The sequence below is a fragment of the Ralstonia mannitolilytica genome (assembly GCF_000954135.1).
Lineage (GTDB): Bacteria > Pseudomonadota > Gammaproteobacteria > Burkholderiales > Burkholderiaceae > Ralstonia > Ralstonia mannitolilytica.
In genome coordinates this window covers 1,227,735-1,250,792 of the sequence record NZ_CP010799.1, presented here as the reverse complement: position 1 = coordinate 1,250,792, position 23,058 = coordinate 1,227,735, and the positions used below count along the sequence as shown (strand labels likewise).

Genomic DNA, 23,058 nt, shown 5'->3' with positions numbered 1-23,058 from the left:
GCGCGGCAGCGGCGCCAGGACTCCAGGCAGCGCCTCGGGCACTGACCACCATCCAAGATGAATCGCTATCCGCTCTGGAAATACCTTGTGATCCTGGTGGCGCTTGCCATCGGGTTCCTCTATACGCTGCCGAACTTCTTCGGCGAGGCGCCTGCCGTGCAGGTGTCTTCCGGCAAGGCGACCGTCAAGGTCGACCTGAACACGCAGAAGCAGGTGGAGAGCCTGCTGGCCGCGGCCAACATACAGCCCAACGGCGTGTTCTTCGACACCAACGGCGCCTCCAGCAGCGTGCGCGTGCGTTTTGCCGACACCGACACGCAGCTCAAGGCCAAGGACGCGCTCGCCCGCGGCCTGAACACCGATCCGAATGATCCGACCTACATCGTCGCGCTGAACCTGCTGTCGGGCTCGCCGCGCTGGCTGACCGCCATCCACGCGCTGCCGATGTACCTTGGCCTGGACCTGCGTGGCGGCGTGCACTTCCTGCTGCAGGTCGACATGAAGGGCGCGCTGACCAAGAAGCTCGACTCGCTGGCGGGCGACATCCGCACGCAACTGCGCGACAAGGGCATCCGCCACAACGGCATCGACCGCAACGGCTCGGCCCTGACCATCAAGTTCGGCAGCGCCGACGATGCCGAGCGCGCCCGCGGCATGCTGGCCGACTCCATGCGCGAGCTCGCTTTCAACGTCGACAAGACGGCCGATGGCGCCACGCTCACCGGCACCTTCACCGCTGCGGCGATGAAGGAAGTGCAGGACAACGCCATCAAGCAGAACATCGTCACGCTGCACAACCGCGTGAACGAACTCGGCGTGGCCGAACCGGTGATCCAGCAGCAGGGACCGGACCGCATCGTCGTCCAGCTGCCCGGCGTGCAGGACACCGCCAAGGCCAAGGACATCATCGGCCGTACCGCCACCCTCGAAGCGCGCCTGGCCGACCCGAATGCGCCGCTGCTGCCGCGCGCCGACGACCCGGTACCGCTCGGCGACGAGCTCTTCACGCAGGGCCGCGGTGCGCCGGTGCTGCTGCAGAAGCAGGTGATCTTCACGGGCGACCGCATCACCAGCGCCTCCGCCGGCTTCGACCAGAACCACAATCCGTCGGTCGACATCACACTCGATGGCCAGGGGGGCCGCGTGCTGCGCGACGTGTCGCGCGAGAACATCGGCAAGCGCATGGGCATCGTGCTCTTCGAGAAGGGCAAGGGCGAAGTGCTGACGGTGGCGACCATCCAATCGGAACTGGGCTCGCGCTTCCAGATCACGGGCATGGGTTCGACGGAGGCGTCGGCTGACCTCGCGCTGCTGCTGCGCGCCGGCTCGCTCGCCGCGCCGATGGAGATCATCGAAGAACGCACGATCGGCCCTTCGCTCGGTGCCGACAACATCCGCAAGGGTTTTGACTCCGCAGCGTACGGCTTTGCCGCCGTCTCGCTGTTCATGATCGTGTACTACATGCTGTTCGGCGCCTTCTCGGTGGTGGCGCTGGGCGTGAACGTGTTGCTGCTGATCGCCATCCTGTCGATGCTGCAGGCCACGCTGACCCTGCCGGGCATTGCGGCCATCGCGCTGGCACTCGGCATGGCCATCGACGCCAACGTGCTGATCAACGAGCGCATCCGTGAAGAACTGCGCAACGGCGCCTCGGCGCAGATGGCGATCGCCGCCGGCTTCGAGCGCGCCTGGGCGACCATCCTCGATTCGAACGTGACCACGCTGATCGCCGGCCTGGCGCTGCTGGCGTTCGGTTCGGGCCCGGTGCGCGGCTTTGCGGTGGTGCACTGCCTGGGCATCCTGACCTCGATGTTCTCGGCGGTGTTCTTCAACCGCGCCCTGGTCAATCTCTGGTATGGCCGCCGCAAGAAGCTGCAGGGCCTGGCGATCGGCCAGGTATGGAAGCCCGGCAACAGCCAGTCGCCGGCGCAGCAGTAAGGCACATCCACCACTGAATCTTGCATAACCGGCACCGGCCCAGCACACCAGGGCCGGTTGCCACAAAGGGCAGACCATGGAGTTTTTCCGCATCCGCCGCGACATTCCGTTCATGAAGCACGCGTTGATTCTCAACGCCGTGTCGTTCCTGACGTTTATCGCCGCTGTCTTCTTCCTGTTCCACAAGGGGCTGCACCTGTCGGTGGAGTTCACGGGTGGCACGGTGATGGAAGTCGCCTACACCCAGGCCGCCGATCTGCCGAAGATCCGCGCCGACGTTGAAAAGCTGGGCTACGCCGATGCGCAGGTGCAGAACTTCGGCACCTCGCGCGACGTGATGATCCGCCTGCCGCTCAAGAACGGCCCCGACGGCAAGCCCATCGCCTCGGCCGTGCAAAGCCAGCAGGTGATGGCGGCCCTGAATGCCGCCAGCCCCGACGCCAAGCTGCAGCGCGTCGAGTTCGTCGGCCCGCAGGTGGGCAAGGAGCTCGCCACGGACGGCCTGCTGGCGCTGCTGTTCGTGGTGGTCGGCATCGTGATCTACCTGTCGGTGCGCTTCGAGTGGAAGTTCGCCGTGGCGGGCGTGATCGCCAACCTGCACGACATCGTCATCATCCTGGGCTTCTTCGCGTTCTTCCAGTGGGAGTTCTCCCTGTCGGTGCTGGCGGCCGTGCTGGCGGTGCTCGGCTATTCGGTGAACGAATCCGTGGTGATCTTCGACCGGATCCGCGAGGCATTCCGCAAGTACCGGAAGATGAACACGCACGAGATCATCGATCACGCCATCACCAGCACGATCTCGCGCACGATCATCACGCACGGTTCGACGGAAATGATGGTGCTGTCGATGCTGGTGTTCGGCGGCCCGACGCTGCACTACTTCGCCCTCGCGCTGACCATCGGCATTTTGTTCGGCATCTATTCGTCGGTGTTCGTGGCGGCGGCGCTGTGCATGTGGCTCGGCGTCAAGCGCGAAGACCTTGTCAAGGGCGAGAAAAAGGCCGGCGGCCCGAAGGATGACCCGAACTTCGGCGCACAGGTCTGACCCCTCCCCGGCGGCCCCGCAGGCAACAAAAAGCCCCGCAATCGCGGGGCTTTTTCTTGGGCGTCGCGCGCTTACTGCTGGGCGACGTTCGTGTCCTGCTTGATGCCCTCGACCTGGATCTTCAGCTTGGTTTCCATGTTGAAACCGTAGGCCTTGCCGTAGTCGAGGCCGAACTCGTCCCGCTTGAACGTCACTTCGGCGTCGGCGCCGCACACTTCGCGCTTGAGCATCGGGTGCTGCATGCACTTGAACGAATCGATTTCCATCTTGACCGGCTTGGTCACGCCGCGCAGCGTGAGCTGACCCTCGGCTTCGGTCGGCACGTCGCCCTTGAACTTGGTGAATTCGCCCTTGAACGTGGCGGTCGGGTACTTGGCCACGTCGAACAGGTCGGGGCTCTTGGCGTGCTCGTTCATCTTGGCGTGACCGAAGTCGATGCTGTCGGTCTGCACGGTCACGTCGATGGTGCCCTTCTTGGCCTGGCGGTCCAGGGTCACGGTGCCGCTGGACTTTTCGAACTTGCCGCGCCACTTCGACAGCCCGCCCATGTGGTCGGCTTCGAAGCTCGGGTAGGTGTGGCTCGGGTCCAGCTGATACGTGGCCGGTGCAGCAAAGGCGGCGCTGGCTGCAACAGCCGACAGTGCGGCAACGAGGGTACGCAATTTCATGAGAACTCCTGCGGAGAAAAGCGGCGATTGAGCCGAAAAAACGTCGGGTGGATAACCTGATCCAGCAAGTTACTTCTTGGCGATGACGACGCGGAACTTGATCGTCACGTCGTCCGCGACGACGGACGTATCCTTCCATTCACCATCGCCGACCTTGAACGCGTTGCGCTTGATGGGCAGCGCACCTTCAAAGACCTGGTTGGCGCCTTCCTGCCTGAAGGTGACGGGCGCGGTCACATCCTGCGTGACACCCTTGATGGTCAGCTTGCCGACCACATCCACCTTGCCGCCCGCGCCCGGCTTGAACGCCGACGAGACGAAGGTGGCTTTCGGATACTTGGCGGCGTCAAACCAATCCTTCTTCTTCAGTTCGTCGTTGTAGGCCTTGTCGCCCACGTCGACGCTGTTGATATCGATGTCGACCTTGGCCGTGGAAGCGGCCACGTTGGCAGGGTTGTAGTTGACGGTGGCGTCGAACTTGCCGAACTTGATGTCCATCGGCACACCGAGCTGCTTGCCGGTGGCCGTGACGCTGCTCTTGGCGGCGTCCACCTGGGCAACGGCCGATACCGACACGGCAGCAATCGAGAGCGCGCCGGCGGCAACCAGGGCAATCGCGCGGGGGCGCACAAAGCGTTTCATCATCAGACTCCTTCGGTCAGGCCGGATCGTGCCGGCAATCTTGGTCAAGACGGAGAACAACGGGCGCCGGCGTGCACCGGCATCTGAAAACCAGAACAGCGGATCGAGAGCGGCCGACTCAGCGCAAGAACGGCACCATGCGGCGCAGCGTGCCGTCACGATCGACCACGTGATGCTTGAGCGCGGCCAGAATGTGCAGCACGACGATGGCGGCCATCGTCCAGTTCAGCCATTCATGCGCTGCGCCGAACACGACCTTGAGCGCATCGCTCTTCTCGAACGGCATCGGCAGTTCCCACAGGCCAAGGTAGACAACCTTGACACCGGCCGCCACGCTGAACAGATAGCCGGTCAGCGGCACGGCCAGGATCAGCAGATACAGCACCAGGTGCGCGCCCTCGGCCGCCTTGTGCTGCCACTTCGGCATACCGGCCACGGGTGCCGGCGCACGGTGCGTGAGGCGCCAAAGCACCCGCAGGACGGCAAAGATCAGCACGGTGATGCCGATCCACTTATGGTACGAGTACAGCTTGAGCTTGGTCGGCGTGAATCCGGGGATATCGGTCATGTACAGACCAAGCCCGAAGGCCGCGAATATCAGCAGCGCGACGATCCAATGCAGCGCGATCGCGGGAGCGCCATAGGCGCCGTCGTCGGCGGCACGCACGGCGAGATTCGGTTGAGCAGCTTGTGACATCGGTTCCCTCGGTTGGAAAGACGCTCGGCGGGTTTGCCTTACGGGCTCAGACATCGGCGCCAGACGATGGTGCATTATTTGCGCGATCGGACGGCCGCAGACGGCCTGCAGTTCACCAACAAGTTCAAATTTTTTGATGTTCGGAAGACCCGCGCGCTAGCCCCGCCCGGCGAATTCTACCCGCGCTCCATAGCAAAACAGCCTCCTCCGTATCGCTACGGAGGAGGCTGTCTTTGTATCAGCCCAACAAATTTTCGGAATGATCAGACGCTGCCGATCCGGCGCGCCAGTTCCGCGGCCTTGCCGATGTAGCTGCCGGGCGTCATGTCAAGCAGCAGCTGGCGGGCGTCTTCGGGAATCGCCAGCGTGGCGATGAATTCACGCAGCGCCTCGCGCGAGATACCCTTGCCCCGCGTCAGTTCCTTCAACTGCTCGTACGGGTTGGCGATGCCGTAGCGGCGCATCACGGTCTGCACCGGCTCGGCCAGGACTTCCCAGCAGTTGTCCAGGTCTTCGGCCAGGCGGGCCGGGTTGGTTTCCAGCTTGCCCAGGCCGCGCAGGCACGCGTCGTACGCGAGCAGGCTGTAGCCGAACGCCACGCCGATGTTGCGCAGCACGGTCGAATCGGTCAGGTCACGCTGCCAGCGCGACACCGGCAGCTTTTCCGACAGGTGGCGCAGCACCGCGTTGGCCAGACCGACGTTGCCTTCCGAGTTTTCGAAGTCGATCGGGTTGACCTTGTGCGGCATGGTCGACGAGCCGATCTCGCCGGCCTTCGTCTTCTGCTTGAAGTAGCCCTGCGAGATGTAGCCCCAGACGTCACGGTCGAGGTCGAGGATGATCGTGTTGGCGCGCGCCACGGCGTCGAACAGTTCGGCCATGTAGTCGTGCGGCTCGATCTGGATCGTGTACGGGTTGAACGTCAGGCCCAGGCGCTGCTCGATCACGTTCTTCGAGAAGGCTTCCCAGTCCAGCGACGGGTAGGCCGACAGGTGCGCGTTGTAGTTGCCGACCGCGCCGTTCATCTTGCCGAGCAGCTCCACGGCCTCGATGCGGCGGATGGCACGGTCCAGGCGCGCGGCCACGTTGGCCATTTCCTTGCCCAGCGTGGTGGGGCTGGCCGGCTGGCCGTGCGTGCGCGAGAGCATCGGCACATCGGCGTTGGCGTGAGCCAGTTCCACCAGGCGCGCCTGGACGCGGCGCAGCGCCGGCACGATCACCGTGTCGCGCGCGCCTTTGAGCATCATGCCGTGCGAGGTATTGTTGATGTCTTCCGATGTGCAGGCAAAGTGGATGAATTCGCTCGCGGCTTCGAGTTCCGGGTTGCCCTTCACGCGCTCCTTCATCCAGTATTCGACGGCCTTCACGTCATGGTTGGTGACGGCTTCGATCTCTTTGATGCGGGCGGCGTCTGCCTCGGCAAAGTTCTCGACCAAGGCCAGCAGCGCGCGCTCGGCGTCGGCCGAAAAACGTGGGATTTCCGCCAGGCCCGCCTGCGACAGGGCGATCAGCCAGTGCACCTCCACCTTCACGCGATTGCGCATGAAAGCGGCTTCCGACAGCCACTCACGCAGCGGATCGGCCTTGGCGGCGTAGCGGCCATCGATGGGAGACAGGGCGGTCAGAGCAGAAAGCGACGACATGGCAGGCGGGGAAAAATGTGAAGGGAATCTCAATCCGGACAACCCGGGCGCCCCATCGAGCGTTGAGTCGGGAGCGCCCGGACGGCGCAAGAGCGAACCCGCGATTTTACCATCCGGCACCCCGGCTTTACGGTCGATCCGACGCCTGACAAGGCGCCCTTTGGTTGAAGCGCTTCGCACGGCACTCGGGAAAGCCCGCAGCTATACTTCCGCCTCCAACATGACATGCCTATGAAACTGATCGGATCGCACGCCAGCCCGTACACCCGCAAGGTGCGCGTGGTCCTGGCAGAAAAGAAAATCGACTACCAGTTCGTGCTGGAAGACGTGTGGAGCGCCAACACGCAGATCCACCAGTTCAACCCGCTCGGCAAGGTGCCCTGCCTGGTGATGGACGACGGTGGCGCCCTGTTCGACTCGCGCGTGATCGCCGAATATGCCGACACGCTGTCGCCCGTGGCGCGGCTGATTCCGCCGTCGGGCCGCGAGCGCGTGGAAGTACGCTGCTGGGAAGCGCTCGCCGACGGGCTGCTCGACGCAGCGCTCATGCTCCGCATCGAACACACGCAGCGCACGCCCGAGCAGCGCAGCGAAACCTGGCTCGCACGCCAGAACCACAAGATCGACGATGCGCTGAAGGCCATGTCGCAGGGCCTGGCCGACAAGACGTGGTGCAACGGCAACCACCTGACGCTGGCCGACATTGCCGTGGGCTGCGCGCTCGGCTACCTCGATTTCCGCCAGCCACAGATCGACTGGCGCGAACGGCACGCCAATCTCGCCGCGTTCTACGCGCGCATGGAAAAACGGCCGAGCTTCATCGAAACCCAGCCGCAGTAAATCGCCGCCCTACACGGCCACCGGATCAAACCGGTCGGCCTGGGCCATCGGCCAGTAACGTTCGTATAGCTGATAACGGTAGCGCCCGGCCAGCAGATCGCCGGGCTCGAGGTATTTGAGCAGCGCCGAGAGCAACTGCACCTCGTTGCCCGACACGCGCCGTACGATGTGGTGCGCACGGAAATCCGCCGGATGCTGCAGCCCCGCTGCCTGCGTCAGCTCCAGCAGTGCATGCAGCGTGTGCCGGTGATATTGATGCACGCGCTCGGCCTTGTCCGGCACCACCAGCGCTTTCTGGCGAGACGGATCCTGCGTGGCCACGCCGGTCGGGCAGCGGTCGGTGTGACATTTCTGCGCCTGGATGCAGCCCAGCGCAAACATGAAGCCGCGCGCCGCGTTGCACCAGTCGGCGCCCATCGCCAGCGTGCGCGCCACGTCGAACGCGGTGACGATCTTGCCCGACGCGCCAATCCTGATCTTGTCACGCAGGTTGGTGCCGACCAGCGTGTTGTGCACCAGCAGCAGCCCTTCCTGCAGCGGTGTGCCGACGTGGTCGGTAAATTCAAGCGGTGCGGCGCCCGTGCCGCCCTCGGCGCCATCCACGACGATGAAGTCCGGCAGGATGCCCGACTCCAGCATCGCCTTGACGATGCCGAAGAACTCCCACGGGTGCCCGATGCACAGCTTGAAGCCGGTGGGCTTGCCGCCGGACAGCGTGCGCAGCCGGTCGACGAATTGCAGCAAACCGAGCGGCGTGGAGAACTCGGAATGCGAAGCCGGCGAGATGCAGTCCTGCCCGATCGGGATGCCGCGCGTGGCGGCAATTTCCGGCGTCACCTTGGCCGCGGGCAGCACGCCGCCGTGGCCCGGCTTGGCACCCTGCGACAGCTTCACCTCGATCATCTTCACCTGCGGGCTGCGCGCCTGCTCGGCGAAGCGCTCGGGGTCGAAGCGGCCGTTGGCGTCGCGGCAGCCGAAATAGCCGGAAGCGACTTCCCAGATCAGGTCGCCGCCTTCTTCGCGGTGGTACGGCGAGATCGAACCCTCGCCCGTGTCATGGATGAAGTTGCCGAGCTTCGCGCCGCGGTTCAGCGCCCGGATGGCGTTGCCCGAGAGCGCCCCGAAGCTCATCGCCGAGATGTTGAACACCGACATCGAATACGGCTGGGCGCGCCCCTCGCCCACCATCACGCGAAAATCGGACGACGCGATGCGCGTAGGCGCGAGCGAGTGGCCGATCCACTCGTGCCCCGGCACCTTCACGTCGACCTCGGTCCCGAACGGGCGGCTGTCGACTTCGCCCTTGGCGCGCTGGTAGACAATGCTGCGCTGGGCCCGCGAGAACGGTTTCTCGTCGGTATCGTCCTCAACGAAGTACTGACGGATTTCGGGGCGGATGAACTCGAACAGGAAACGCAGGTGACCCCACAGCGGGTAGTTGCGCAGCACCGAATGGCGCGTCTGCGTGAGGTCGTGCAGGCCCAGAAGTACGAAGACCCCGGGGATCACCGCGCAGGCCCAGTGCAGGCGCCCCGCCACCGCAAACCCCGCGGTGACGACAAACAACAGCACAACACCCGCGAAGGCCCAGTAACGGCGTGGCAGCATGGCAAACCCTGTGTGGAAGCAAACGTGGGCGCCAGCTTAAACGAGCGCGGCGATGGCCGCAGCCGTCACAACGCCATGTTGCGGAAACCGATCAGGCGACCGCCTTTTCGATGGTGGCCGGCTCGGCCGCGGAAATGATGCCGCCGCCCAGGCACACCTCGCCGTCGTACAGCACGGCGGACTGACCGGGTGTCACGGCCCACTGGGCCTCGGGGAAGCTCAACGTGAGCGCACCCCCGGCAGCACGAACCACGGCGCAGGGCGCGTCGGCCTGGCGATAGCGCGTCTTGGCGGCCAGCAGCGTGCCTTGCGCCGGCGCGTGGCCGGCCACCCAGCTCAGATCGTCAGCGTGCACGGTATGCGCCAGCAGCCACGGGTGGTCGTGACCTTGCACCACATACAACGTGTTGGCCGCCATGTCCTTGCGGGCCACGTACCAGGCATCGCCGTTGCCGTCGCGGCTGCCGCCGATGCCGATGCCCTTGCGCTGCCCCAGCGTGTAGAACGCCAGGCCGATGTGCTCGCCGATGGTCTTGCCGTCCGGCGTCTTGATCGGGCCGGGCTTGGTCGGCAGGTAGCGATTCAGGAAATCGCGAAACGGCCGCTCGCCGATAAAGCAGATGCCGGTGGAATCCTTCTTCTTGGCATTGGGCAGGCCGATCTCCGCAGCAATCTCCCGCACTTTCGTCTTCGGAATCTCCCCCAGCGGAAACAGCGTGCGCGACAGTTGCGCCTGGTTCAGGCGATGCAGGAAATAGCTCTGGTCTTTCGTGTGGTCGAACGCCTTGAGCAACTCGAAGCGGCCGTCGACTTCGCGCACGCGGGCGTAGTGGCCGGTGGCAATGGTGTCGGCGCCGAGCGCCATCGCGTGGTCGAGGAAGGCCTTGAACTTGATCTCGGCGTTGCACAGCACATCGGGGTTCGGCGTGCGGCCGGCCGAGTATTCGCGCAGGAAATCGGCGAACACGCGGTCCTTGTACTCGGCGGCAAAGTTGACGGCCTCGACGTCCACGCCGATCAGGTCGGCCACCGACACCACGTCGATCCAGTCCTGCCGGGTCGAGCAGTATTCGCTGTCGTCATCGTCTTCCCAGTTCTTCATGAACAGGCCGACGACGTCATAGCCCTGCTGCTTGAGCAGCCACGCCGTGACGGAGGAATCGACGCCGCCGGACATCCCGACGACCACGCGCTTCTTGGTCATCGCACCACCTCCAGGCCGTAGGTGCTCGGATGCGTGTGGATGATGTCGAGCGGATAGCGCTTGCCGGCCACGTAGTCCTCCACGCAGGCGAGCAGCAGCGGGCTGCGGTGGCGCTCGCGGGTGGCGCGGATTTCATCGGCCGTCATCCATACCGTGCGGACGATGCCGTCATCGAGCTTGCGACGCGGGTCGAAGGGGCCGAGTTCGCCCGTGAACGCCATCCGCACATAGGTGACCGGATCGCCCTGCGGCGGCTGGAACTGCGCCATGTAGCAGCCCAGGAAGGCCGTCGGCACAAAGCTGTGCGCGGTTTCTTCCAGCGCCTCGCGTGCGACGGCGTCGACCAGGCTTTCGTCGGGGTCCAGGTGGCCGGCAGGCTGGTTCAGGCGCAAACCGGCGTCGGTGTGCTCTTCCACCAGCAGAAAGCGCCCGTCCTGTTCGATGACGGCGGCAACGGTGACGCTGGGCTTCCAGCGGACGGCTTGGTTCATGGCAAAAAAGGCAACAAAAACAAGGCGTTATTGTAGCCGTCCGCGGCCACCCCTGCTGGGGATGGCGGCGGCGTCACAAATAGCGCATCCACCGGTAACGCCCTGTGCGGCGCAGCCCTGCAAACCAGCGAGTCGGCCAATACAGCAGCGCGAGCGTCGGCAGCCATGCCGCCCACAGCTGCCAGACGGAATCGAAGCCGAAACGCGAGCCGTGGTTGGCGCCGAACAGGTGGAACGCCGCCAGATAGGCGACGTGCAGCAGATAGAGATGCAGCAGATAGAAGAACATGGGCGCAGCGCCCAGCGTCTGCAGCACGTGCGCTGCGCGTACGGGCAGGCGGTCGAGCCATGCCAGCGCACACAGGCCCAAGCCGAGCGTCAGCAGCAGGAAATCCAGCGACGGTGGGTACTTGGTGAGATTGAGGAACGACACGGCGGTGCCCAGCGCATCAGGGTAACCGGCCCACGGTTGCGGCTCGCCATAGTCGTTGAACGCGCGCAGCATCGTAAACCCGACCAGGCTCGCCACGCCCAGCCGCCAACACAACGCCCGCCGCGCCTCCGGTGAGCGCCGCGCATACGCCGGCGCAAACGCATAACCGAGGCCGATCACACCGACCCACGCGAGCGCCGGATACGACGTGCGCAGCCGCAGCGCATCGCCCAGCACAATCCAGTCGCGCTGATGCAGCACCGCCCACAGCGCATGCCACGTGGAACCCGGCGCCAGATGCGTCTGCGTGAGCAGGTTGTGCCCCGCCACGATCACCAGCGAGACCGCCAGCAACCCGCCGCGCGGCAGCCAGATCAGCACCGCCAGCGCGATCATCGACAAGCCGATCGTCCAGATGACTTGCAGATAGACCGTCGTGGGCGGCAAGGCAAACGTCCAGGCAAAGTTCACGACGGTCAACTCCAGGACCACGAGGAACAGCCCACGCTGGACCAGATGCGCCGACACACCGAGCCGATCCGCGCCGGGCTTCTGCGCGGACAGCCACGCCGACATGCCCGCCAGAAACACGAATACCGGCGCGCACGGGTGACTGGCAAAGCGTGTCAGCGCCAGCGCCGGCGAAGTGACCGCCAGATCGACGGGGTCTGCCACCTGCGCGTGCAGGAAGAAGAACTCACGCAGATGGTCGACCACCATCAGTGTCATCACGAGGCCGCGCAGCGCATCCACTGAGGCAAGCCGCGAAGAACCGGCTCCCATCGTCAGAACTTGTAGGTCGCGGCCAGCGTGATCTGCCGCTCCGCGCCTGGGGCCACCCACAGCTCGTTGTACGAACTGGCGTAGTAGCGCTTGTCGAACAGGTTATCGACCGTGAGCGAAAAACGCAGTGCGCGCGTCGGCTGCACATAGCCATGCAGGCGCACGGTGGTATAGGCGGGAAGCTTGAAGCCGTTGTTGACGCTGTTGCCGGCGCGCTCACCTACGTAGACCACGCCACCACCCGCGCCGGCCCTGCCCAACGCGCCCGCGCCAAACTCATACAGGCCGAGTACGCTGGCGCTATGACGCGGAATGTTCGACAGCGGCGCGCCTCGCGGCAGCACCGTATCGGCGGTGACATGGGCGTCGGTATAGGCATACGTGGCCAGCATCTTGACGTTCTTCGTCACCTGCCCCGACACATCGAGCTCGACACCGCGGCTTCGCACCGCACCCGCCGTGCGCTGGAACGTCGCATCGCGCGGGTCGCCCGTCAGCACATTCGTCTTGTCGATCGAGTACAGCGCCAGCGTGCCACCGAGCCGGCCGTCGGCGGTTTCCAACTTGGCGCCCACTTCGTAGCCGCGCCCACGCTCGGGCGCGAACGCGTTGCCCTGCGCGCCCACGCCCGTGTTGGGCCGGAACGAACGCGACGTATTGGCGTACAGCGACAGCGTGGGCAGGGGCTGATACACGATGCCGATGCGCGGGCTGTAGGCCGTCTGCTGCTGCGCGACACGCGTGCCTGTCAGGCGATTGTCGGCGTGCTGCAGGAAGCGGTCCATGCGCACGCCGGCCAGCAGGTTCCATTGCGCGGACAGGGCAATCTGGTCCTGCACGAACGCGCCGAAACCGCGCTGGAACTCGCGCGTGCTGATGCTCGGCCGCATGCTCGGGCGCGGCTGGCCGTAGACGGGGTCGAAAATATCGATGGCATACGGCGCGGCGGCGCTCGGGTTGACACGGTACAGCACCGGGTCGTAGCGGAAGTTGTAGAAATCGGCGCCGGCCACCAGCGTATGTCGGATCGCGCCGGTATGCACATCGCCCTGCACGTCGATACGGCCGGCGAGGTCGTTCGCGTGATAGTCGCGCTCGCGGGCCTGGCGCCACAGGGTGCGGCCGTCCGCCTGCAGGCTCGCCGCATCCGACGACTTCCCGAACAGTTGCGACGCTCGATACTGCAGCCCGCCATTGAGCTTCCAGCCATGGTTCAGCTGGTGCTCGACCGTCAGATGATGGCTTTGCGTGCGCACGGTCGTATCGCCGTCGCCCGGCTCACCGAGAAAGCGCGACGGCGGCAGCGCACCGAGCTGCTGGTTCATGGCGACGATGCCGCGATCGAACGGCGTCTTCAGCTGCGCGGCCTCAAACGCATACGTCACGACAGTGTCGTCCGTTGCCAGCCACGTGAACGACGGGGCGACGACGTATCGCCGGCTGGACGAAAAATCGCGGAAGCCCTGGCTGCTCTCTGCCGCCACGCCAAGGCGATAGGCCACGCGCTCGGACAGCGGGCCGGTCATCTCTGTCGCGAGCCGGTATCGGTCCGGATTGCCCACGGCCAGCGTCACCTCGCGCGACGGTCTGAACTGCGGCGTGCGCGTGACGATGTTGACGATGCCGCCGGGGTCGCTGCGCCCATACAGCGCCGCCGACGGCCCCTTGAGCACATCGATGCGCGCAACGTTGACGGCGTCCACCGGCACGCTGTTGGCGCGATTGCCTGAAAACCCGTTGACGAGATAGTCCGCGCCCGTGTTGAGGTCGCCCGCAAAGCCGCGGATGGCGAAGTTGTCGGCCATGCCGCCCAGGTTGTTCTGCCGGCTGATCCCGCTGACCCAGTCAAGCGCCGTGTCCAGACGTGTTGCGCCAAAGTCATCGAGCGCGCCGCGCGTGACGACGCCCACCGACTGCGGCACATCCTTGAGCGGCGTGTCGGTCAGCGTAGCGGAGCTCGCCCGCCGCGCGCGCAAACGTTCGTCGCCCGCGGAGCCCCGCACGATCGATTCGTCCAGCGCAAACGTTGGGACCGTCTCGGCGGCGGCCATGCTTGATGCGCTGCACAAAACCGCCCCGGTTAGGCTCCACCTTGCGTGCAACGGGATAAGACATCGTCTACGCTGCATGGCAATACTGAACGCGTCGAAAACGGCCACGCTATCCTAATTGCAATTGAGTTGCAACAAAGAGCGGGGTCGGCGCGACAATCCAGCGCGTGCCGCTAAGCGAATGCTCATGATCGAGCAGGTCTTCAGGGCCGGTCCGCCTGCCAAAAAGTTCGGGTAAGCTCCACATCGTTCAACAAAAAACCGATCTGCGCGCCGTTCCGCATCGCGCGCACCACGACGAGGAGAACACGATGCACATCGGCATCCCGCAGGAGACGCGGGCGGACGAGACGCGCGTTGCCGCGACCCCGGAGACGGTGAAGAAGTACGTCGCGCAAGGCCACCAGGTCACGGTGCAATCGGGCGCCGGCGTCGCTGCCGCCCAGCCTGACGAAGCCTATGTGGCGGCCGGCGCCCGGATCGGCACCGCCGCCGAAGCGCTCGGTGCGCAGATCGTGCTGAAGGTGCGCTCGCCTGAACCGGCGGAGCTGGCGCAGATGCAGCCGGGCGCGGTGCTGGTCGGCATGCTCAATCCGTTCGACGACGACAACACGGCGCGCCTGGCTGCGGCCAATGTCACCGCATTCGCGCTGGAAGCGGCGCCCCGCACCACGCGCGCGCAGAGCATGGACGTGCTCTCGTCGCAGGCCAACATCGCCGGCTACAAGGCCGTGATGGTGGCGGCCAATCATTACCAGCGCTTCATGCCGATGCTGATGACGGCCGCCGGCACGGTGAAGGCCGCGCGCGTGCTCATCCTCGGCGCGGGCGTGGCGGGGCTGCAGGCGATTGCCACCGCCAAGCGCCTGGGCGCCGTGATCGAAGCGTCCGACGTGCGCCCCGCCGTGAAGGAACAGATCGAATCGCTGGGCGCGAAATTCCTCGACGTCCCGTTCCTCACCGACGAAGAACGCGAGATCGCCCAGGGCGTCGGCGGCTATGCCCGCCCGATGCCGCCCGACTGGATGCGCCGCCAGGCCGAACTCGTGCACGAGCGCGCCAAGCAGGCCGACATCGTCATCACGACCGCGCTGATCCCGGGCCGCCGCGCGCCGACGCTGCTGTCCGAAGCAACCGTCCAGGCGATGAAGCCGGGCTCGGTGGTGGTCGACCTGGCCGCCGCGCAAGGCGGCAACTGCCCGCTGACCGAAGCCGACCGCGTGGTCGTCAAGCACGGCGTCACGCTGGTGGGCTACACCAACCTCGCGTCGATGGTGGCGGCCGACGCCTCCGCCCTCTACGCCCGAAACGTGCTCGATTTCCTCAAGCTGATCATCGACAAGGATGGCGGCCTGGTCATCAACCGCGAAGACGACATCGTGGCCGCCTGCCTGCTCAGCCAGGGCGGCCAGGTAGTGCGCGCGCCCGCCGCCACGAGCGCCGCCACATAACAACGGAGACGGCGGCCCGGCTGGTGTCATGACGCCGGCCTGGCCGCCAGTGGCGATTTCATCTTTTGTTTCAAGGAAAGCTTCATGCAACGCAACATGCTTCGCGCCAAGCTGCACCGCGCGACGGTCACCCAGGCCGATCTGGACTACGAAGGCTCGTGTGGCATCGACGAGGATCTCCTCGACGCCGCCGACATGCGCGAGTACGAGAAGATCGAGCTGTACAACGTCAACAACGGCGAGCGCTTCTCCACCTACATCATCAAGGGCAAGCGCGGCTCCGGGGAAATCTCGCTCAACGGCGCCGCTGCACGCCGCGCCCACGTGGGCGACCTGCTGATCATCTGCACCTATGCGCCGATGAACGAAGAGGAAGTCGCCAGCCACAAGCCCAAGGTCGTGCTGCTGGGCGAGGGCAACAAGATCAAGGAAATCAAGGCAATCTGAGCACCGGCGGCGGCGCCCCTCGCGTGCCGCCGACCGCCCCGAATCGCACAAGCAAGAGGGTAAGAGGAGAAGCAAGATGGAGCTGGTCAATCACACGGTGATCAACCTGATCATCTTCGTGCTGGCGATCTACGTCGGCTACCACGTGGTCTGGACGGTCACCCCGGCGCTGCATACGCCGCTGATGGCCGTGACCAACGCCATCTCGGCCATCATCATCGTCGGCGCCATGCTGGCAGCGGGCCTCACGCAGACGGGCCTGGGGCGCACGATGGGCGTGGTGGCGGTGGCGCTGGCGGCGGTGAATGTGTTCGGCGGCTTCCTCGTCACGCAGCGCATGCTTGAGATGTTCAAGAAGAAGGAGCCGAAGGCCAAATCCGGGCAAGACGAGGGGGTCAAGCCATGAGCATGAACCTCGTCACCCTGCTGTATCTTGTCGCGTCGGTGTGCTTCATCCAGGCGCTCAAGGGCTTGTCGCACCCGACCACGGCGCGGCGCGGCAACGCGTTCGGCATGACCGGCATGGCCATCGCCGCCGTCACGACCGTCGCGCTCATCTACAAGCTCAAGACGGAGATGTTTGCCGGCACCGAGAGTGGCACGTCTACCGGCTTCGTCCTGATTCTTGCCGGCCTCGTGGCGGGCGGCGGCATCGGCGCGTACGTGGCGCGCACGGTCGAGATGACCAAGATGCCCGAGCTGGTGGCCGCCATGCATTCGCTGATCGGCCTGGCCGCGGTGTGCATTGCCGTGGCCGCCGTGGCGGAGCCGTCGGCCTTTGGCATCACGATGGCCGGCGACAACGTATTGCCGCTGGGCAACCGCGTGGAACTGTTCATCGGCACGTTCGTCGGCGCCATCACGTTCTCCGGCTCCGTCATCGCGTTCGGCAAGCTGTCGGGCAAATACAAGTTCCGCCTGTTCCAGGGCGCGCCAGTGCAGTTTGCGGGCCAGCACACGCTGAACCTGCTGCTGGCGGTGGCTATGCTGGGCTTCGGCATCCTGTTCTTCCTGAGCCAGAGCTGGCTGCCGTTCATCATCATGACGGGGATCGCGTTCGTGCTCGGCGTGCTGATCATCATCCCGATCGGCGGGGCGGATATGCCGGTGGTGGTGTCGATGCTGAATTCGTATTCGGGCTGGGCGGCGGCGGGCATCGGCTTCTCGCTCAACAACCCGATGCTGATCATCGCGGGCTCGCTGGTAGGCTCGTCAGGTGCCATCCTGTCGTACATCATGTGCAAGGCGATGAACCGGTCGTTCTTCAACGTGATCCTCGGCGGCTTCGGCTCGGAGGCTTCCGCCGGTGCGGCGGCGGCCGGCGGGCAGCAACGGCCGGTCAAGTCCGGCTCGCCCGACGATGCCGCCTTCCTGCTGGGAAACGCGGAAACGGTCATCATCGTTCCGGGCTACGGGCTGGCTGTGGCGCGCGCCCAGCATGCCCTGAAGGAGCTGACCGAAAAGCTGTCGGAGAAGGGTGTGACGGTCAAGTACGCCATCCACCCCGTCGCCGGCCGCATGCCGGGGCACATGAACGTGCTGCTCGCCGAGGCCGAAGTGCCGTACGACCAGGTCTTCGAAATGGAAGACATCAACGGCGAGTTCGGCCAGGCCGATGTGGTGCTGGTGCTCGGCGCCAACGACGTGGTCAACCCCGCCGCCAAGAACGACCCGAAGTCGCCGATTGCCGGCATGCCGATCCTGGAGGCCTACAAGGCCAAGACCATCATCGTGAACAAGCGCTCGATGAACGCCGGCTACGCGGGGCTCGACAACGAACTCTTCTATATGGACAAGACGATGATGGTGTTCGGCGACGCCAAAAAGGTGGTCGAAGACATGGTGAAGGCGGTCGAATAGGCGCCCCCCGGGGGGGCCACGAACGCCGGCCCGCCGCCTCCCCTCCGCGCCGCGCTTGCCCCCGACTGCCGCAGGCAGTAACGTAGTGCAAGCGGGCAGCGCGGGCCACACCGGCCGCGCGCTGCCGCTGCCCTTCCTTCCGAACCCGCCCGACGTATGCAACAGGACAGCGCCCTGCCGGTCTATTTCCACCCCACCCTCACGGTGGTGGTCGACGACAGCCAATCGTTCGTGGAAAGCCTTGGGTTCCAGATGGACCCTTCACGTGCCCTGTTGGCCTTCAATGACCCGGAAGAGGCGCTGGCGTGGCTGCGCCAGTGGCATTCACTGCGCATGCCGGGCTTCCTGCCGGTGCGCGTGACGCACGATGACCTCACCTTCTCGACGGAGCGCCGGACCATCCAGCTCGACGTTGACCGCATCTACCGCCAGATCCACGAGGTCAACCGCTTCCTGCAGCCTTCCGTCATCGTTGTCGACTACTCCATGCCGCGCATGAACGGGCTGGAGTTCTGCGCCGAGCTGAAGGACCTGCCGTGCATGACGATCCTGCTTACCGGCATGGCCGACGAGAACATCGCCGTGCAGGGCTTCAACGACGGCCTGATCGACCGCTACATCAAGAAAGACAACCCGGCGATGGCCGAGCGGCTGAATGCGGAGATCGAAGCGCTGCAGATGCGCTACTTCAGCAACCTCTCGAGCACGCTGCGCGACCTGCTCTCGCGCCACTCGTTCAGTTTCCTGTCGGACCCGGCGGTCACCAGGCTGGTGCGTGACCTGTCCGCGCGCTACCGCTTCATCGAGTTTTACCTGTATCCACATCCCGCCGGCGTGCTGCTGCTCACTGCGGATGGGCGCGCCACGCTCATGGTCATCGAAACCAACGCGAGCATGCTCACGCATCTGGAAAACGCCGAGGCCTACAACGCGCCCGAAGCCCTCATCAAGGGGCTGCACGACAAGAAGCTCGTCCCCTTCTTCTGGCCCGGCGATGGCATGTACACGCCGGCCTGTGTGGATTGGGAGCAATACTGCCTGCCCGCCGAGGTATGCCAGGGGCGCGAACCGTACTACTACGCACTGTTCGACATGCCCAGCCACCTGCTCCCGGCTCAGGTGTACAGCTACACCCAGTTCCTGGCCAACTACAAGCAGAACCCCGACGCACTGACCGGCCGCAAATCGCGCTGAGACAGTGGCGGCAACCGGCGCAGCGGCGCCGGTCTTTACATTGTGTGGCCCACATCGGGCAAGTACAATCGATCGCATCATCGGCAGCCGCGACGTCAGAGCGTGGCCCGGCTGAATCACCCTGATGCATGCGTGGCAATGCTGCGGCATCATGGCGAGCGAGGGCGCCGGCCTGCAATCCGGTACGGCGCCCCGGAAGGTTTACTGTGCGGGATTCTCTTGAGAGACGATTTGGGATGCAGCAGCGGACCGCGCGTTCAACCAGCGCGCGTTGCGGATGTCAGGAAGTGCATCGTTCCAGTCTGTTCACGGTTGCACGATTCCCGCTGCCACGCTGTTGACCGGCGAGCAGCAGAGTGCCACGGCGGTAAGGCGTTCGCATCCGCGCTTGTTCCCTGATCTTTCTCGAAGCGGGCTGGGGCCAGCGGACGGCCTCGGCGCGCTTTCACGACCGATGCGGCGGCATGCCCGGCGTTCTGGCGCCGAGGGTTGCCGTTTCCGGGACTGCCGTTCGGCCCCGGATGCGCGTTTGTTGGAGTGAGCGTCCCGCCTGGCGCAGACGTTTTCCCCTGAAGTCTCCGGCAAATTCGCACCGTGTACTCACCCAACCAAATCGATCCGGCGGTCAGCTTCCGCAACTCCCAGGGTCAGCAGGTCCGCGGCACCATCATCACGCTGCAGCGGCGTGCGCTGGTGATGGAGATCTACAACCCGTACTCGATCGTGCAGGTGAGCGAGGTCTTGTCCGATCTTGCGATCAAGATCGGCACGCGCCAGGTCTACCTGGGCAAGGCCGTCGTGATCAGCCTCGTCAACACGGGCCTGACCGCGGTTGTCTCGCTCACGCTGATCGACGAGTGGCGCGAACTGTCGGAGGTGGCCGATACGCCTGCGTCAGTGGGCGAAGAAGCGCGAACGTTCGTGCGGGAATGGCAGGAACGCTTCCGCATCCGGCGCGAATACCAGATCGTCATCAACGAGATGCGGGCCTTCCTGGCCGAAGTCTCGCGGTGGGTGGAGCAGGTCGATTTGTCGAAATCCCTGCCGCGCGAAGACGGCAAGCTGCGCCCCGACGTCTTCATGGAGCTCGCCGAGCCGGTGATGCTGCGCGTCAAGCACTACCTCGACATTCTCGAAGCCGAGGCCGCGGAAGTCGAGGCCAGCCTCGCGCCCTCCCACCGCGCCTTTGCGCAGACGGCCCTGCATCCGCTGCTGCTACGCTCGCCGTTCGTGCACCGGACGTTCACGAAACCGCTCGGCTATGCCGGCGACTACGAGATGGTGAACCAGATCCTGGGCGACCCGCAGGAGGGGCCGAGCACCTATTTCCAGATCGTCAACGTGACGTTCCTGAAGGCGCAAGTCGCCCAGGCACACCGCAACCGCATCGACATCCTCGTCGATTTCCTGAAGCAGCTCGCCATCCGCGCCAAGGCCGAGGGGCGCCCCTATCGTGTCATGAACCTCGGCTGCGGCCCCGCGGTGGAAATCCAGCGCTTCCTGCGCGAATTCGAAGAACCGCACCTGCTCGAATTCGAGCTCATCGACTTCAGCCAGGAGACCCTGGACTATGCCAAGGACCGCTTGACCGAAGCCGCAAGGCAAGGGGGCACCACGCTGTCCGCGCAGTTCGTTCACCAGTCGGTGCATGAGCTGATCAAGCGCCCGGCGCGCAAGGCAGAGGAAGTGCGCGACTGCGATGCCGTCTATTGCGCGGGGTTGTTCGACTACATCTCCGACAAGGTGTGCAACCGCCTGCTGACCTACTTCACCACACGCACGCGCCCCGGCGGCCGCATGCTGGCGACCAACGTGCATTCGAGCAACCCGGAACGGCTCTTCACGATGGAGCACCTGCTCGAGTGGTACCTGATCTATCGGAACGAAGAACAGCTCGCGTCCACCTTCCCGGATGAGGCCTGCCGGGATATCCGGACGTACGTTGATGCGACCGGCGTCAACGTGTTCTGCGAGGCGACGGTGAGCTAGATGGCCGAAAGCGTACGAGATTCCCTGAAGCACGCCTTCAACCGCTCGGAGCGGGAAGGCTTCCGCCTGTCGTTCAGCCGGACGACGGCGCTGGTGGGTATCGTCCTGGTACTGATGGGAAGCGGCCTGGACTACAACACGTATCCGGGCGAGCTCAAGCGGTTCTTCCTGGCGCGCGCCTTCACGTCGCTGCTGATCTTCGTCGTCTATCTGATTCTGCCCACGCGGTGGGGCAGGCAGCGACTGTCTTACCTGACGCTGCTCTGGCTCTGCTTCCCGCAGGTCATGATCGCGTGGATGATTTCCGTCACGCAGGGCGCGCAGTCCATCTATGCGACGGGCCTGCACCTGGCCGTCTTCGCGGCCGGCAGCGTGCTGCCGTTCAACACGCGGCAGACCATCGGCTTCGGGGTGATCACCTACACGCTGTATCTGCTGGCATGCCTGATTCACGACCCTGCCAGCATTGCGGGCAGTACGTTCTTCGTCAATTCGCAGTTCCTGATCTTCACCTCCACGCTGGGCGTGTTCTGCACGTACTTCAACGAGAACAGCCGCTTCGAGCTGTTCAAGCTGAAGGAGGAAGTGGCCAACAAGAACATCCAGCTCGAAACCACGAACCGCAGCGGTCCTTCGTCATTTCGTGTGGAACCCAACAGTCACAATGACTCCTGGTCGTCGAGCCCGGTGGGCATGTGTGCAGGCCGCTGGCCGGCCTGTGCACATGTCCACGAGGCGTGTTTGATCAGGAGGATGAGTCCATGGGCATTGCCGTAGAAGCTCTGTTCACCAGCGCGCTGGGCTTGCAGCCGCCGTGGGTCGTCGATGACGTCAGGCTCGACACGGCCAAGCGGCGTATCGACTTCGAGATCGGCTGCCACACCAGCAGGCTCGCCTGCCCGGCATGCGGTGCGGCCACGCAACCGGTGCACGACCGGCTGCGCCGATCCTGGCGGCACCTGGACTTCTTCCAGTTCGAGGCCTGGCTGCACTGCGACGTGCCGCGCGTGGCCTGCGGTGCCTGCGGCAAGACCACGCAGGTGGCCGTGCCCTGGGCGCGTCCGGGCTCGGGCTTCACCGCGGCGTTCGAAGCGCTGGCGCTGACCTTGTGCCTGGACCTGCCGGTGCGCCAGGCCGCCGAGTTGCTGCGCTGCAAGGACAAGCGGCTGTGGCGGCGCATCGAGTTCTACGTCGAGCAGGCGCGTGCGCTGGAAGACTTCTCCGGCGTGCGCACGGTGGGCATCGACGAGACCAGCCTGCGGCGCGGGCAGCACTACATCACCGTCGTGCACGACCTGGATCGCAAGCGGCTGCTGTTCGCCACCGAGGGGCGCGAGCACCGCACGGTGGTGGAGTTCGCCGAGGATCTGAAGGCCCATGGCGGCGATCCCGCCCAGGTGCGGCACGTGTGCATGGACATGAGCGCGGCCTACGCCAAGGGCGTGGCGCTGGCGCTGCCCGAGGCGCAGATCAGCTACGACCGCTTTCACGTCGTCTCGATGGCCATCGATGCGATGGACCAGGTGCGCCGCGCGGAGATGGCCACCGACGCGCAGGCGGTGCGAGCCGCGCTGGGCGCTGGCGGCCGCAAGACGCTCAGGCAGCTGCTGTGGGGCATGCGGCGCAACCCCAGCACCTGGAGCGCCCGCCAGCTCCAGGCGATGCACTGGCTGCAGCGCTCGACGCTCAAGAGCGCGCGGGCGTGGCGGCTGAAGATGGCGCTGCGCGAGGTGTACGCACGGGCCACAGCGCACAACAGCATCGAACAGGCCGCATCCGACCTCAGGGCCTGGCTGAGCTGGGCGCGGCGCTGTCGGCTCGAGCCGTTCAAGAAGCTGGCCGCCACGCTCAAGGAGCGGTTCGACGCGGTGGTGCGCGGCATGGTCGATCACCGCAGCAACGCCTTCGTCGAGGCGATGAACGGGCTGCTGCAGCAGGCCAAGCGCGCCGCGCGCGGCTTCAGGACGAGCCAGAACTTCATCGCCATCGCCTACCTGCGCATGTCCAAGCTCAAGCACCTGCCGGCCAGCCCATTCGCGCCGGCGATGCCCCAGTGACAGTGTTGCTTTCCACA

General features: G+C 65.2%; 20 protein-coding genes. 11 read left to right on the top strand and 9 right to left on the bottom strand.

Annotated elements, in window-relative coordinates; translation table 11 throughout:
- Positions 1-57 precede the first annotated feature (57 nt).
- Both secD and secF read left to right on the top strand, forming a co-directional pair.
- On the top strand, positions 58-1,938 hold the full coding sequence (gene secD / locus TK49_RS05985; protein ID WP_045785894.1) for a protein translocase subunit SecD: 1,881 nt from the start codon (positions 58-60) through the stop codon (positions 1,936-1,938).
- Positions 1,939-2,014: 76 nt separating this feature from the next.
- Positions 2,015-2,983, top strand: a complete 969-nt coding sequence (secF, locus tag TK49_RS05980; protein WP_045785893.1) for a protein translocase subunit SecF — start codon at positions 2,015-2,017, stop codon at positions 2,981-2,983.
- A gap of 71 nt (positions 2,984-3,054) precedes the next feature.
- On the opposite strand, the gene TK49_RS05975 is transcribed toward secF, so the two are convergent.
- From TK49_RS05975 to purB, 4 genes are all read right to left on the bottom strand, one after another.
- Positions 3,055-3,651, bottom strand: coding sequence for a YceI family protein (locus TK49_RS05975; protein ID WP_045785892.1), 597 nt, complete (start codon positions 3,649-3,651; stop codon positions 3,055-3,057).
- 69 nt (positions 3,652-3,720) lie between these two features.
- Positions 3,721-4,293 (bottom strand): YceI family protein, encoded by a 573-nt coding sequence (locus TK49_RS05970; protein ID WP_045787768.1) that lies wholly within the window; start codon positions 4,291-4,293, stop codon positions 3,721-3,723.
- A gap of 118 nt (positions 4,294-4,411) precedes the next feature.
- Positions 4,412-4,990 (bottom strand): cytochrome b, encoded by a 579-nt coding sequence (locus tag TK49_RS05965; protein ID WP_045785891.1) that lies wholly within the window; start codon positions 4,988-4,990, stop codon positions 4,412-4,414.
- A gap of 263 nt (positions 4,991-5,253) precedes the next feature.
- Positions 5,254-6,633 (bottom strand): adenylosuccinate lyase, encoded by a 1,380-nt coding sequence (purB, locus tag TK49_RS05960; protein ID WP_045785890.1) that lies wholly within the window; start codon positions 6,631-6,633, stop codon positions 5,254-5,256.
- A gap of 231 nt (positions 6,634-6,864) precedes the next feature.
- Between purB and TK49_RS05955 the strand changes: the two genes are divergently transcribed.
- Entirely contained in the window at positions 6,865-7,473 is a 609-nt protein-coding gene (locus tag TK49_RS05955) for a glutathione S-transferase (RefSeq protein WP_045785889.1), read from the top strand.
- A gap of 9 nt (positions 7,474-7,482) precedes the next feature.
- Here the strand turns inward: TK49_RS05955 and TK49_RS05950 are convergent, their stop codons facing one another.
- The 5 genes from TK49_RS05950 to TK49_RS05930 all read right to left on the bottom strand — a co-directional run bounded on the left by TK49_RS05950 (position 7,483) and on the right by TK49_RS05930 (position 14,043).
- Positions 7,483-9,081 carry an FMN-binding glutamate synthase family protein gene (locus TK49_RS05950; protein ID WP_045785888.1) on the bottom strand — a complete coding sequence of 533 codons (1,599 nt, stop codon included), beginning with the start codon at positions 9,079-9,081 and terminating at the stop codon, positions 7,483-7,485.
- 91 nt (positions 9,082-9,172) lie between these two features.
- The gene (gene mnmA, locus TK49_RS05945) at positions 9,173-10,285 is read right to left on the bottom strand and encodes a tRNA 2-thiouridine(34) synthase MnmA (protein WP_045785887.1); all 1,113 of its coding nucleotides are present in this window, start codon (positions 10,283-10,285) and stop codon (positions 9,173-9,175) included.
- Complete coding sequence (locus tag TK49_RS05940) at positions 10,282-10,776, bottom strand: NUDIX hydrolase (protein ID WP_045785886.1); 495 nt, start codon at positions 10,774-10,776, stop codon at positions 10,282-10,284. Before TK49_RS05940 ends, mnmA begins: the two co-directional genes overlap by 4 nt.
- Before the next feature lie 73 nt (positions 10,777-10,849).
- Positions 10,850-11,992 (bottom strand): acetyltransferase domain-containing protein, encoded by a 1,143-nt coding sequence (locus tag TK49_RS05935; RefSeq protein ID WP_045785885.1) that lies wholly within the window; start codon positions 11,990-11,992, stop codon positions 10,850-10,852.
- Between the two features lie 2 nt (positions 11,993-11,994).
- Positions 11,995-14,043, bottom strand: a complete 2,049-nt coding sequence (locus TK49_RS05930) for a TonB-dependent siderophore receptor (RefSeq protein WP_045785884.1) — start codon at positions 14,041-14,043, stop codon at positions 11,995-11,997.
- Positions 14,044-14,354: 311 nt separating this feature from the next.
- On the opposite strand from TK49_RS05930, the gene TK49_RS05925 reads away from it, so the two are divergent.
- The 8 genes from TK49_RS05925 (at position 14,355) to TK49_RS05890 (ending at position 23,041) form a co-directional block, all read left to right on the top strand.
- Positions 14,355-15,494, top strand: a complete 1,140-nt coding sequence (locus TK49_RS05925) for a Re/Si-specific NAD(P)(+) transhydrogenase subunit alpha (protein WP_045785883.1) — start codon at positions 14,355-14,357, stop codon at positions 15,492-15,494.
- Between the two features lie 84 nt (positions 15,495-15,578).
- Entirely contained in the window at positions 15,579-15,941 is a 363-nt protein-coding gene (gene panD / locus TK49_RS05920; RefSeq protein ID WP_045785882.1) for an aspartate 1-decarboxylase, read from the top strand.
- A 76-nt stretch (positions 15,942-16,017) separates the two neighbouring features.
- A complete protein-coding gene (locus TK49_RS05915; RefSeq protein WP_045785881.1) occupies positions 16,018-16,347 on the top strand; it encodes an NAD(P) transhydrogenase subunit alpha part 2 in 330 nt (109 codons plus the stop codon).
- Positions 16,344-17,801, top strand: coding sequence for an NAD(P)(+) transhydrogenase (Re/Si-specific) subunit beta (locus tag TK49_RS05910; protein ID WP_045785880.1), 1,458 nt, complete (start codon positions 16,344-16,346; stop codon positions 17,799-17,801). The genes TK49_RS05915 and TK49_RS05910 overlap by 4 nt, the downstream gene beginning before the upstream one ends.
- Before the next feature lie 156 nt (positions 17,802-17,957).
- Positions 17,958-18,995, top strand: a complete 1,038-nt coding sequence (locus tag TK49_RS05905; RefSeq protein ID WP_045785879.1) for a response regulator — start codon at positions 17,958-17,960, stop codon at positions 18,993-18,995.
- 594 nt (positions 18,996-19,589) lie between these two features.
- The gene (locus TK49_RS05900; protein WP_045785878.1) at positions 19,590-20,984 is read left to right on the top strand and encodes a class I SAM-dependent methyltransferase; all 1,395 of its coding nucleotides are present in this window, start codon (positions 19,590-19,592) and stop codon (positions 20,982-20,984) included.
- Positions 20,985-21,761 (top strand): hypothetical protein, encoded by a 777-nt coding sequence (locus TK49_RS05895; RefSeq protein ID WP_052698592.1) that lies wholly within the window; start codon positions 20,985-20,987, stop codon positions 21,759-21,761.
- Entirely contained in the window at positions 21,746-23,041 is a 1,296-nt protein-coding gene (locus tag TK49_RS05890; protein ID WP_045785873.1) for an ISL3 family transposase, read from the top strand. Before TK49_RS05895 ends, TK49_RS05890 begins: the two co-directional genes overlap by 16 nt.
- Positions 23,042-23,058 lie beyond the last annotated feature (17 nt).